Origin of the sequence: Micromonospora sp. CPCC 205539 (assembly GCF_036906815.1) — a bacterium.
GTDB lineage: Bacteria > Actinomycetota > Actinomycetes > Mycobacteriales > Micromonosporaceae > Micromonospora.
Genome location: NZ_JBAKHW010000001.1, coordinates 234,875 through 248,764, shown reverse-complemented (window position 1 = coordinate 248,764; position 13,890 = coordinate 234,875). Strand labels below are relative to the sequence as shown.

The 13,890-nt window shown below is 74.4% G+C and carries 4 protein-coding genes; all 4 read left to right on the top strand.

Annotated elements, in window-relative coordinates; translation table 11 throughout:
• Positions 1–122 precede the first annotated feature (122 nt).
• Genes V6V47_RS01040 through V6V47_RS01025 form a run of 4 tightly spaced genes read left to right on the top strand, consistent with a single transcriptional unit; the run spans position 123 to position 13,889 of the window.
• Entirely contained in the window at positions 123–2,522 is a 2,400-nt protein-coding gene (locus V6V47_RS01040; RefSeq protein WP_334625994.1) for a DUF7800 domain-containing protein, read from the top strand.
• Entirely contained in the window at positions 2,519–5,938 is a 3,420-nt protein-coding gene (locus V6V47_RS01035) for a DUF6603 domain-containing protein (RefSeq protein WP_334625993.1), read from the top strand. Before V6V47_RS01040 ends, V6V47_RS01035 begins: the two co-directional genes overlap by 4 nt.
• Positions 5,935–8,586: a hypothetical protein gene (locus V6V47_RS01030; RefSeq protein ID WP_334625992.1), complete on the top strand. Its 2,652-nt coding sequence runs from the start codon at positions 5,935–5,937 to the stop codon at positions 8,584–8,586. The genes V6V47_RS01035 and V6V47_RS01030 overlap by 4 nt, the downstream gene beginning before the upstream one ends.
• Entirely contained in the window at positions 8,583–13,889 is a 5,307-nt protein-coding gene (locus V6V47_RS01025) for a hypothetical protein (protein WP_334625991.1), read from the top strand. Before V6V47_RS01030 ends, V6V47_RS01025 begins: the two co-directional genes overlap by 4 nt.
• Position 13,890 lies beyond the last annotated feature (1 nt).

The window sequence follows — 13,890 nt, the reverse complement described above, 5'->3', positions numbered from 1 at the left end:
TTCGTCCACCGGCAGAGCTGACGTCCGATAGGCGACAACTCCCGATCTTTCGGTGAGCGCTCCTGCCACGATCCTGCGTGCCGGGAACGGGAATCCGAGTGGACGGGTGGTGACGTCGGGCCGTGAGCCTCTTCCGACCCTTAGCGGAATGGCCGCTGCTCATCTGCGGGCCGATGCTGCGGCGCGTCACGCCGACCCGGGTCAGCGTCTTCGTCGTCACCTCGGCGCCATGCACGATCGAGATCCTGCTGAGCAGCGGTGGTCAGCAGGTCGCCGCGAGCCCGGCCACCGCGACCCGCACGGTCGGCGCCCTGCTGCACGCCTGCGTGGCGACGGTCGTCCTGCCCGACGCGAGCCCGTTGACCCCCGACGTGGTCTACGCCTACGACGTGCGGATGACACCCACGCTTCCGGCCGGTCCGGCGAAGACCCTCGCAGACCAGCCTGGGTTGCTCACCGGGCCGCGGCCGCTCGGCTACCGGGACGGCGCGCTGCCCAGCTTCTCGCTCCCCACCGGTCTGCAGTATCTGCACCTCGTGCACGCCTCCTGCCGCAAGCCGCACGGTGGTGGCCCGGACGCTATGGCCATCGTCGACAGTCTCATCAACGCCGCGCACGGCAACCAGGCCATCGCCAACACCGTCGAGGACGCTCGCCGCCGTCCGCACCAGTTGCTGCTGACCGGCGACCAGATCTACGCCGACGACGTGGCGGTCACCCTGCTGCCCGTGCTCATCGACGTCGGTGGGCTGCTGCTGGGCGAGACGGTCAAGGAGCGGTTCGCCGGCAACGCCGTGATGACCGACCCGACGGTACGGCCGGGCCCGTCCCGCCGCCGCTACCTCAAGGCGAACACGAAGCTCTCCAGCTCGGCGATGGAGAACCACCTCGTGTACTTCGCCGAGTTCTGCGCCATGTACGTGCTGGTCTGGTCGGACGAGCTGTGGGCGCGGGACGGCGGCGGCGTGCCGCGGCTCGACCAACTCGACCCCGCGACGATCTATCCCACCAGGCAGAGCCCGGACTGGACCAAGGCCGACGACGTGGCGCGGACCCGCGCGCTCGCCGACCGGGGCGAGGTGCTCTCCTTCGCCAGGACCGTGCGGCGGGTGCGCCGTGTACTGGCCAACGTGCCGACCATGATGATGTTCGACGATCACGAGATCAGTGACGACTGGAACATCGACGGCGGGTGGGTGCAGGACTCCCGCACCGACCCCGGCACGCACCAGGTCGTCCGCAACGGCCTACTCGCGCAGGCGCTCTTCCAGGCCTGGGGCAACCTGCCGACCCGCTTCGAGGCCGGAGTCGGCAAGGCGCTGCTCGACCTGATCACCGTGCCCCCCGGGCAGCTCCGCACCCCACTGGCGATCGCACCGGCGGCGGCGGACGTCCTGCTCGACATCGCCCCGACCGGCCCGTCCACCGCCAGCCAGCGGGTGCAGTGGGACTGGACGCTGGACGGCCCCCAGCACCGGGTCATCGGGCTCGACACCCGTACGCACCGGGACTTCACCACCGGCGGGCCCAACAAGGTAGGGCTGCTGACCGAGGCCGAGATGGCCCGCCAGTTGACCGCGAACAAGCCGACCGACCCGTCCACGCTGGTCTTCGTCATCGCGCCCGCGCCGGTCGTCGGCCACCCGCTCGTGGAGGAGGCGCTGCAACCGATGGTCACCTCCGCCGACGGTGTCCGCGAGGCGGACAGCGAGGCGTGGAGCGTCCACCGGCCGCTGTTCGAGTCGTTCCTGCGGCGGCTCGGGGCGTTCGGGCGAGTGGTGCTGCTCTCCGGCGACGTGCACTACGGGTACACGAACCACACCGCGTACTTCGGTGCCGCCCCGCAGACCCCGTCCCGTCTGGTGCAGTTGTGCGCGAGCGCCGCCAAGAACGCGGACGAGCTGACTCGCGCGATCCAGACCGCTGGCTACCTCACGATGGTCAACCGCGGCTGGCTCGGGTTCAGTACGCCGATCACCACCGACGGAGGTGCCAAGCTGAGGGCCGGCCTGCGGGCGATGACCGAGGCGAACCCCCGCGACCGGGTGCTGCGCGACATCTACTTCCGGCTCATCGTCGAGGACCGGCTCACCACCCCGCCGGTGATCCCGGCCGGCCCGTGGTTCACCGATGCCGCCACCAACGAGGTCACGCAGATCGTCGCCCTGGGGCGGCCGGACGACTGGGCCTACCGCACCACGTACCTCAGCGACACCCGGACCACCGCGCAGCGCCTGACTGACCTCGGGGTGACCCAGGGATCGAGCGTGCCGCAGATCAGCCGGCAGTACATGCAGGACCTGGCGGTGACCGTGGTGGGCGAGCCCAATATCGGCCAGATCCGGCTCCGGATGACGCAGGGCAACCTGCAGGTCGTCCACCGGCTGCACTGGTACGTCCCAGCGCAGAACATCAACACCGACACCGCGCCGGCCGCGTACACCGAGCACGTCGCGCCGCTGACCGTACCGACCGCCGCGGAGCGGCCGACCGTGTTCAAGCTGCCGACGGTGACCCCGTGACCGAGAGCAACGCCCTCGACGGCATCGTCGACACCCTGCTGGAGATCGTCGCTCCGCTCGCCGAGGCGACCCGCGACGACGCGGCGTTCGGCTGGTTCCTGGCTGACATCGGCTGGACCGCCCACACCATCGACCTGGACGACGTCGCCGCGGCCGTGCAGGCGCTGCTCGACACCGTGGAGAGCCTCGGCGCGGGCCTGTCCTTCGACGACCTGCCCGCCCTCGTCGAGAGCCTGGCGTCGCTCGGCGAGACGGTCGTCGCGGTGGCCGACTTCGCGACCGCGCTCGGTCAGGCCGCTGGCGACCCGGCCGCGTCGGCCGAGGTGATCGGCGAACTCGCCGCCGACGTCCTGCAGCACCTGGTCCTGACCTGGATCGCCACCCGGTCGGCGCCGACGTACGGAGCCCTGGCCCTGCTCGGGATCATCGACCGGCGGGTCGCGACGGCCGTGGCGACCGCCGGCCCCGACCCGTTGCTGCAGCGGGCGGCGGTGGAGCGGCCGGTGCTGGCCCCGGAGGCGTTCGCGGCGCTGCTCAGCGACCCGGTCGGCCATCTCCGCACCCGCTTGGGCATCATCGAGCTGGCCTCGGTCGAGGCCGCGGAACTCCTGCTGCGGACCCTCTTCACGCCGATCCGGGAGCTGGTCGTCGCCGCCGGGGGCACCGCCAGCCTCGGGTCGGACGCGGTACCCGCGGCGGCCGGGGACCCGGTGCTGCGCCGCGCGGCGATGCTGGTGCCGCTGCCGATCGGCGGCGACGACCAGGACGTCCGGCCGTGGGTCTCGTTGCTCCTGGAACTGGTGCCCTCGGGCGCCGTGAGCCCGGCCGGGGACGCCGGTCCGGGCCTGTCCGTCGAACCGGGTGGCGGAGTGGAGGTCACGGTCCCGCTGCCCGGCTCGCGGCTGGAGCTGCGCGTGACGGCCGGCATCGGCAGCGTCTTCTTCGCCCAGGGCGGCCCGCCGGTCGTCCACGCGGAGAGCACCGACGGTGTGCACGTCCGGCTCGACGTCACCACCGTCGCGGACGCCGCCGGAACCCCCGCCATCGTGCTGGGCGCCGACACGCTGGGGCTCACCATCGGTGGTGTGACCGCGGGCGTCGAGGCGCGCTTCGGCCGCCGCGACGACCCCGGTCTCGACCTCGACCTGCGCGCAGGTGTCCAGAACGCCCGCTTCCGCCTGGCGCCCGGAGAGGGGGACGGGTTCCTCGGCAAGGTGTTGCCGGCCGACGGGCTCGGCTTCGACTTCGATCTGGGCATCGGGTGGTCCACCCGGCGCGGGCTCTACTTCAGCGGCGCGGCCAGCCTGGAGGCCGAATTTCCGCTGCATGTCAGCCTGCTCGGGGTGCTGACCATCGACCTCCTACACCTGCGGCTGGCCGCCGACGACGCCGGTTTCGGCCTCACCGTCGCGGCCACCGCGGGGCTGAAGCTCGGCCCGATCGCGGCCAGCGTCGAGCGGATGGGCCTCGGCGCCCAGGTGGCGCTTCCGCCCGGCGGTGGCAACGTCGGCCCGTTCGACATCAGCCCCCGCTTCGTACCGCCACGCGGCGCCGGCATGGTCATCGACGCGTCGGTGGTGGTCGGCGGGGGGTACGTGCTCAACGACCCGGACAACGGTCGCTACGCGGGCATCCTCCAGCTCAAGATCGGTGACATCGTCACGGTCACCGCGATCGGGCTGGTCACCACCAAGCTCCCCGACGGGTCCCCGGGCTTCAGTCTGCTGGTCATCATCACCGCCACGTTCCCCCCGATCCAGCTCGGCTTCGGCTTCAACCTCTCCGGGCTGGGCGGCCTGCTCGGCCTCAACCGCACGATGAACGTGCAGGCCCTGCGCGACGGCGCGCGTACCGGCGTCCTCGACTCGATCCTCTTCCCGGTCGACCCGGTGGCCCGCGCGACCAAGGTGATCAGCGACGTGGAGGCGGTCTTCCCGGTCGCGCCGGGGCGCTTCGTGATCGGGCTGATGGCGCGGATCGGCTGGGGTAGTCCCCGCCTGGTCACCGTCGACCTCGGCGTGATCATCGAGGTGCCGCTGCCGCTGCGGATCGCCCTGATCGGCCGGGTCGGTGTCGTGCTGCCGACCGCCGACGCCGCCGTCGTCGAGCTCAACCTCGACATCGTCGGCATCATCGACCTCGGTCGTGGCGAGCTGTCGATCGACGCCAGCCTGCACGACTCCCGACTGGCCGTCTTCGACATCAGCGGTGACATGGCGGTGCGCGTCGGCTGGGGCGCGACGCCCGCGTTCGTCGTCTCGGTGGGTGGCCTCAACCCTCGCTTCGAGCGCCCACCCGGCCTGCCGGACCTGCGGCGGCTCACCATCGCGCTCGCGTCGGGGGAGAATCCGAGCGTCCGCCTGGAGACCTACCTCGCGCTGACGTCGAACACGGTCCAGCTCGGTGCCCGGCTCAGCGTGCACGCCGAACTCGACGCCGGGGCGCTGGGTCTGTTCGGCGCGGACGCGTACTTCGGCTTCGACGCGCTGGTCACGATCGTGCCCTTCGAGTTCATCGTGGACATCTCTGGCGGCATCGTCATCACCCGCAACGGTGTCCCGTTCATCGGCGCCGACGTCCTGCTCAGCCTCCACGGGCCGGAGCCGATGCGCGCGGTCGGGTACGCCGAGGTGCACTTCCTCGGCACGCACCGCATCCCGTTCGACGTGACCGTGGGCGGCGAGGTGGTGGCGGCCGCGCTGGCGGCGATCGACCCGCTCGCCGCGCTCCTGGCCGAGGTGGCCCGCATCGAGGCGTGGAGCGCGCAGCCGCCCCGCGACGTGCTCGGTGTCGCACTGCGCGACGTCGGCACCGAGGAGCTGCTCGCCCACCCGCGCGGTGAGCTGACCGTACGGCAGCGGGCGGTCCCGCTCGGCGTCCGGATCGAGCGGTTCGGTGGCGCGCCGATCGACGGCGGGCCACGCGAGTTCATGCTCGGTTTTCGCGTGGGTGGCACTCCGGCCAGCAGCGGCGAGGCGATCCGGGACGCCTGGGCGCCGGGAGACCTCTTCACCCTCACCGACGACGAGAAGCTCTCCCGTCCCTCGTTCGAGCGCCTCCAGAGCGGCAACGCCGGTATCGGCGGCGGCGGGGTCACCTTCGGCGCCGCCCGCGAGGGCGCCGAGGCCGACTACGAGACCCGGGTGATCGACGACGAGCTGTCCCGGCCCGCGGACGGCTACCGGGTGCCCGCCTCGGTCGAGCCACTACTGGTCGCGGCGCAGGTGCGGGGCGCGCCCGGCTACCGCGGTCCCGACCTGGCGGTCCGACTCACGCCGCAGGCGTTCCGGGTGGCCGACACTGCCACGCTCGCGGCCGACGGTGGCGAGCATCCATCGTGGATCGAGGCGGCCGAGGCGCAGGCGGGCCGGTCCGGGCGGCAGGTCGTGGGCGCACACGAGGTGGCCACCGCATGAGCCGTCCGACGTACCTGCCCTGGGTCCGCGCCGGACTGGTCGCCACCGTGACCAACCCGGACCCCCTGTCCGGGGCGCTGCCCGCCCACACGACGTTCCCGGTGACGGCCGCCGCGGCCACCGGCGACAGCCGGTCGGTCGACATTCGGCTGATGGGCCCGGGCGACGTCACCGGCATCGACCCCGGCCTAATCACCGCCGTGCAGCCGACCGACGGCGCGATCGAGGTGGAACCGAACTACTTCTGTGTGGCCGAGCTGCCCAGCGCCGACCTGCCCTGGATGTTCACCCCCGCCGCCCCCAACCAGGACCGGCTGCGCCCGTTTCTCGTCCTGGTGGTCGTGCCGGCCGAGGCGAACCCGCTGACGCCCGGTGCCGCGGACCGGCTGCCGGTGCTGCATGTCACCGACGCCAGCACCGAGCTACCCGACCTCGCCCAGTCGTACGCGTGGGCGCACGCCGAGGTGCCGAGCGTGGCCGGGCTTGCCGAATCGGCGCGGACGACCGGCATCGCGCGGCTGATGTGCCCGCGCCTGCTGGCGTCGCGCACCGCGTACGTCGCCGCCGTGGTGCCCGCCTTCGAGCCGGGGCGGCTCAGTGGGCTCGGGCTGCCGCTGCCCGACGGTGACACCATCCGGCCGGCCTGGGACACCGCCGTCGCCGGGCCGGTCGATCTGCCCGTCTACCACTCCTGGACGTTCACCACCGGCGATGACGGCGATTTCGAGGCCCTCGCGACGCGCCTGCGGCGGGTACGCCTCGGCGCCGACACCGAGGCCGGCCGGCTGGCTGTCGTGGACGCCCAGGCCGGCCTGCCCGCCCTCACCGACTGGCGCTTCCCCGGCGCGCTCGGCAGGTGCCCCGACCCACTGCCCGGCGCCGACTTCACCGGCCCGCTCACCGCCCTCGTCGACGGCACGGCGCTCGCGGCCGGGCTGCCGGTGCCGCCACCCAGCTACGGCGGCCGGCACGCCGCCGACGGCACCCTCGCGGCAACGACCAAGCCCTGGCTGCGGCGGCTCAACCTGGACCCGCGCTACCGCGCGGCGGCCGCCCTGGGCACCCGCATCGTGCAGGAGCACCAGGAGGCGCTGATGGCCGCCGCCTGGGCGCAGATCGGCGAGGTCGAAACGGCCAACGCCCTGCTCCGCCAGGGTCAACTGGCCCGCGCCGCCGCCGTGGCCGTACACGCGCGGCTCGCCACGCTCAGCCCCGCCGCGCTCGTCCAGCTCGCCGGCCCGATGCTGACGCGCCTGCGCGAGCCGGCGACCGGCACCACACTCGCCCACCGGGTCGCGGTCAGCTGGGTGCCGGGGCGGCTCACCTCCGGCGCCTTCCGGAGGGCGCTGCGGCCGCGTGGCCCACTCACCGGGCGTACCGGGCGGACCGCCGCCGACCTGCTGGCGGCCGTCGACGCGGGCACCCCCGTGGTGCCGCCGCGCGGCCGACCGGACGGGATCGTGACGATCGACGCGCAGACCCCGGACGGCTTCCCCGACTGGTGCACGATCACCCCGAAAGACCTCCAGGAGTACGCCGGAAGGCCGCAGCCGCCAGCGAACGCCACGCAGTGGCGGGACCTCGTCGCCGCGCTGGCCGCCGTCCACCGCACCAAACCACCGTGCACCGCACCGTCACCGGCCGGTGGCCCGGTCCCGCTGGCCACCGCGAAGACCGCGATCCTCGCCGCCACCGACCCACACCGCACCGTGCCGGCCCGGATCGGCGCCCGGGTCGCCGGCCCACCCGGCTGGTCACCGGCAGACCCGCTCGCCCCGATCCTGGCGACGCCGCGCATCGACACCCCGCTCAGCCGCGACCTGATCGCGCTCTCGCCCGACCTGCTGCTCCCTGGCATCGCCGACCTGCCGGCCGAGGCGGTCAGCGCCGTCCCGGCCAACCGGCGCTTCATCGAGGCGCTGATGATCGGCGCCAACCAGGAGATGATGCGCGAGCTGCTCTGGCGCGGCTACCCCACCGACCAGCGTGGTACGCCCCTGCACCGGTTCTGGGACCGCAACGGCTCGTTGGGCGGGGCGGGCGACGACATTCCCGCGATCGACGAGCACTGGACCGGCGAGCTCGGTACGCACCAGACCGGCGACCCGGCCCAGGTGGTGCTCGTCGTCCGGGGCGAGCTGCTGCGCCGGTACCCGCGTACCCAGATCTACGCGGTCCGGGCGGAGTGGGTCGACGGCCGCCGTCGCCCGGTCGCCGTGCCCGCCGCCCTGCCCGTCGGCGATCCCGCCCACCCCGAGCGGTACCCGGCCTTCGGCGGCATCCTCCCGCCCGACGTCGCGTACGTCGGCTTCGACCTGCCCGACGACGTCCGCGGCGACGCCGACCCGACCGCCGGCCGGCCCGGTTGGTTCTTCGTCTTCCAGCAGCCCCGGGCGCAGACCCGCTTCGGCCTCGACGCGACCCGCTCGGAGAGCGTGCCCGGCCAGGGACCGGCCGACCTGTCCTGGCCGGCCGTCACGGTCAGCCCGTCCGGCCACGTCGACCTGGCCGGCCCGCTCAGCGATCTCGCCCTGCCCGGCTGGGGGCTCCAGGCCACCTCCGCCGACCTCGCCCAGTGGTGTGAGCAGAAGCCGTACCGGGTGGCCATCCACGCCTCTGACCTGCTTGCGGAGGAAGACACCCCGTGACCACGTACGACGAACTCGCGGCCCTGCGGCAGATGCAGCGCGCGGCCGCGCTCGCCACCACGGTCGGCGACCTGGACCCGGGCGTACCGCTGGTGTTGCTGCCGGTGCGGTTGGAGACCCGCTACGACGCCGACCCGGCCTCCACCCGGCTGCGGATCCGCGTCTACCCGGATGACGTCCACCTGGACGCCCACGAGCCCGAGCTGACCGACGCGGAGGCCGAGGCCGGCCGGGCCTACTGGCGCGGCTGTTGGACCGCCGACGAGCCGGACCGGCGGCGGGCGTGGACCCTGCTGGTCACCACCGTGGGCCCGGAGCGGGCCGCCTGGACCGCCCGGGTGCTCACCCCGGTCAACCCGCGTACCGACCCGGAACCCCTCTTTCCGGGCCACCCGACCCGCGCCGGGCGGTGGACCCGCGCCGTTCGGGCCGAGCTGCTTCCGGACTGTTGGCGCGCCGAGGCGTGGCGCGACGGCGTCCGCATCGCCACCGCCACCGGCGGTCTCATCCGCCGCCCACTCCCGGCCGGCCCGGACCCGGCCGCCACCGGCACCGAGCTGGTCGACGACGGCATGCGCTGGATGACCGACTTCGGCGAGGCGGTCGACGCCGGCATGGCACTGGTGCTCGATCTGCCCGACCGGGACCCGGTCGACCTGCTCACCGTCGTCGGCGTCCGAGCCACCGAACCCGCCGGTGACGGGCTCGCCGACGTCCTGACGGCCCATCGGTACGGCGTCGGCGACGGCCTCGACCTGGTCGCCCACGGTGCGCCGACCAACAACGACGAGCAGGCCCGTTCGGTGTACGACGCCGCGCCGTACGTCGACCCCTTCGCACCGGGGGCCGGCCCGGTCCCCGGCGACGGTGGTGACGCCGACCGGCTCGCGTCCGCGTTCGGCCTGCCGATCGCCGCGCTCAGCGACCTGCCCGGCGCCGACCAGCGCCGGGCCGCGCGCGAAGTCGACCTGGCCACCCTGCTCTGGCCCGGCACCTGGGGCTACTACCTGACCCAACTGCTGCGGCTGGACGAGTTCGACCAGGAGGGCCCGGCCTGGCGGCGCTGGATCATCGACAGCGTCCGGGCCGGCGGCCCGCTGCCCGTCCTGCGGGTGGGGCGTCAGCCGTACGGCGTGCTCCCGGTGACCTCGATGGAGCGTTGGCGTCCCGCGCAGACCGCCGGGCTGGTCAGCGTCGAGCTCGTACCGGTGACGAAGGGCACCACCACCCGGCTCCGGGTCTTCGGAGGGCTGACCGACCGGGCGAGCTGGACGTTCCTCGAACCCCGCGTCTTCGCGCTGCCCAGCCCGCGGTCGGCCCGGCTCGTCGCGGCGGCCACCGACCCCAGCACGTCCGGCGAGCGGACGGGCATCGTGATCGCGTACGCCAGCGACGCCGACCCGGCCACCGGCGGCCTCACCTGCCTGCGGACCGGCCTCGACGACGCCGGACCCACCGCTCCCACCGCGCTCCGCGTCGGCCCGGTGCCCGGCGGCTTCCCCGGCCGCCGGCTGCAGGGGCTCGCCGTCGCGGTGGGCCGAAGCGACCTGGTGTTCGTGCTGCAGTTCGAGTCGCTCCGGCCGAGGCTGGGCCCCCAGACCGCCGTCCTGGTCGGGAGTGGCTTCGCAGGGTCCACGGTGGAGACCTGGTCGGCGCTGGTGGACGTCACGGCACGGATCACCGCCACCGAACGCGTCACCTCGGCCGCGCTGCTGCCCCACAAGGACGGCCACGACCTGGTCGTGGTCACCGAGGAGGCCGCCGCGCCGGACACGCCCCTGGCCCGTTGGCACGTCGGTCGCGGCCTCGGCGCCGACGGGCAGGTCGCCGACTGGTCCGGACCCTTCCCCGTCGGTCCCGCCTCCGCTGCCGGCATCGGCTCGGTCGGGACCACGCTGACCGTCGCCGACGTCGACGGCGACGGTGCGCCCGAGGCATTGCTGGCCGCGTACCGCACCCTCCCGGACGGCACCGTCGTCGCCGGCTACACCGTCGGGTTCAGCCCGGTCGACGGCGTGTTCACCTGGCCCGCCGGCTGGTACGCCAACCTCGGCCAGCCACCCGCCGGCCTGCGCAGCGCGGCGCTCGTCGCGGTGCCGTGGACCCCGTTCCGCGAACCCGCCACCGGCCTCGGCACCCCGGGTCGGCAGGTCAACCTGCTGCGCCGGCTCACCGAACAGTGGCGGGAGGCGGCTGCCGGGGTCGCCCACGTGCACGACGGCGACCGCGACCCGGACCGGACGCTGCTCGACCTGCTCGCCACCGACGCGGTGTCGCAGACGGTCGAGGCGCGGCCATTCGTTGGTGCTGCTGTCCTGGAGGGCACCGCCCGCGTTCTCGGCCGGGGGCAGCCGACCGGCTCGGCGGCTGCCGTCGTGGCGGCCCTCCTGGACGACCTCGGCATCACCCCCGGTCGCCCGGTGCGGCTCGGCCGGGGCGGGTACACCGACCTGGCCAGTCCGATCGACCCGGCCCGGCCGGGGGAGGACCTGACCGGCACCGCCGCCGGCCCGGAGCGGGAACAGCCGCTGACGTGGCTGCGCGAGATGCGCGACGCCACCCCCGCCGAGCTGCACGACAAGTGGATCGGCGCGGACGAGCCGCTGCTGGCCCGGCTGGTCCGGCACAGCCTGCTGCAGGCGTACGCGGACGCCGCGTTCGCGCTGGTGCCCGTGCCGTCGGCGGACCCGCCGCCGCTGCCGGAACCGGAGCTCGTCGACCTCGTCGACCTGACCGCGCCCGACCCGACGGTGACCCGCACGCTCACCTCGTGGCGGCACCTCTCCACGGCCACGTACCAGGGGACACCGGTGGCCGAGGTGCTCCACAAACTGGCCCGGGGTCAGAACCCGCCACCGCAGGTGCAACCGCTGGCCGAGGCGCTCGCCGCCCTGGGCCGGCTCGCCGAGCGCCCCGCCGGCGAACTCGCCCGGCTCACCGGCGGGGCCCTCGACCTGGCCACCCACCGGCTCGACGCCTGGATCACGGCGGTCGCCACCCAGCGGCTCACCCAACTGCGCGCGGCCAAGCCGACGGGAGCGCACACCGGCGGGTACGGCTTCGTCCGTGACCTGCGGCCGGCGACCGGAGCACCCTCCACCGGGTACGTGCACGCCCCCTCGATGACGCATGCCGCCACCGCCGCGGTGCTCCGCTCGGGGCACCTGACCCACCCCGGGGGTGAACTGGCCGTCGACCTGTCGTCCGGCCGGGTACGCGCCGCGCTGGACGTCCTCGGTGCGCTCCGGCAGGGCCAGTCGCTCGGCGCGGCGCTCGGCTACCGCTTCGAACGCGCGCTCTCCGACGCCGGAGCGGCCCGCTACCTGACCGCCGTCCGGCAGCTCGTCCCGCTCGACGTGGGGCTGCTCACCCCGGCACCGGAGGGCGTCGACGTGTCCACCGTGGCCGCGATGGTCACCACTGACGGGCTGGCCCTGCTCGCGTTGCGGGAGGGGACGGGTCTGCCGTGGGGGGCGACCCCGGCCGGCCAGCAGCAGGCGCTCCCCGCCGCCGGCAGCGCCGACCAGCGGGCCATCGACGCAGCCATCGAGCGGGTCGCCGACGTGGCCGACGCGATCGCCGACATCGGAGTCGCCGAGGGTGTGCACCAACTGTTGCAGCGCAACCCGATCCGAGCGGCCGGCACGCTCGACGCCCTCACCCGGGGCGAGGTGCCCGCCTCCGACGACCCCGACGTGCTGCGTACGCCCCGACAGGGCATCGGAGTCACCCACCGCCTCCTGCTGGTCGCGCCGGACCCCGACGGCAAGCCGGCCGCGTCCGCCCTGGCGAAATGGCCGGCCACCCCTGCCCAGCGCGCCCGCCACGCCCGCGCGGTCGCGGAACCTCGGCTCAACGCCTGGGCCGCGCTGGCGTTCGGTGACCCGGCGCGGGTGTTCTTCCGGGTGGCCTCGGCCGGCGGCAAACCCGAGCAGTTCAGCCTCACCGACGTCGGGCTCGCCCCGTGGGACATCCTCGCCGCGTCCTCGCCGGGCGTGGCCAGCCTGGCCCAGACCAACCTCGGCCGCCGGCTGCTGCGGCACGCCCAGGCCACGCTCGGCACCACGGACCTCACGCTGGTCACCGAGCGCGCCGAGAGCTGGGACACCGACCGACTGAGCCTGCCGGAGCTGCTCACGCTCGCGGAGAGCGCCCGCAGCCTGGTCATGGGTGCTCGCGCGGCCCACGCCGGTGACCTGCGCGCCGGTGCCGCCCAAGAGCCCGGCCAGGACGCTCTGGAGCTTGCCTCCCGGGCCAGCGCGGCCCGCAAGAGCCTCACCGGGGCGCTGGACGACCTGCGCCCGTACTTCACGCTCGACGCCGACCAGCGCGCCACCGTGGCCGCGCTCTTCCCCGGGCTGGACACCGGCGATCTGGTCAACCTGCTGGACCTCCCGGCGTACCGCGACGTGGCCGCCGCCGCGACCGCCGTACGACTGCCGGCGATGCCGGCGGACGACCTCGTCGACGTGCTCGATCGGCTCAGTGGCTTCGGCATCTCGGACGCCGCCGCGCCGCCGGCCTCCGCCGACGTCGAGGCGGACCGCGCAGACCTGGCCATACGCTCCCGGGCCGCGTACCTCCAAGCCACCGCGCGCCTCGACGCGTCGGCCAAGGCCACCGCCACCGGGGACGGCCCCGCCGCCGTGGAGAGCCTGTTCGGTGAGGGATTCCGGGTGCTGCCGCTCTTCACACCGGGCCTCTCCACCACCGCCGCACCGTCCGGCGTGACCACGGACGAGGTGGCCGGGTGGCTCGACGGTGTCGCGACAGTACGGGCCGGCGCCGCCCGTTTACAGGACCTCCTGCTCGGCAGCGAGGTCACCGGCGGCGACCTGGGTGGCTGGGACGTGGTGCAGTTGCCGGCCGGCGCCGCGACGCGCTGGGTGGCGCTCGCCCCCGACCCGGGCGGGCCGCGGATCCCGGCCGGCTGCGTCTCCGTCGTAGTCAGCGGCACGGACGCGACCTGGCGCACCAGCGCCGCCGCGGCACTGCTGGTGGACGCCTGGGTCGAGGTCGTGCCCTCGCCTCAGGAGAACACGGCCATCGCGTTCCACCTGGACACCCCGGACGCGACCGCACCCCAGTCGATCCTGCTCGCCGTCGCGCCCGACCCGGGTCGCCGCTGGACCTGGGACGCGATCAGCGACGTGGTGGCCGAGACCGCGGCGCTGGCCCAGATCCGCGCCGTCGACCCCGATCTCGTTCCGGCGTACGGGCATCTGCTGCCCGCGATCGTCCTCGCGCACAACATCGGCGGCGACCCGGGCGGCGACACCGTGTCCACGAGATTCGAGGGCTGAC

What these genes read in the sequence shown, in the direction of transcription:
- V6V47_RS01030 (WP_334625992.1), top strand. Translation starts at nt 5,935, where the DNA reads ATGAGCCGTCCGACGTACCTGCCCTGGGTCCGCGCCGGACTGGTCGCC.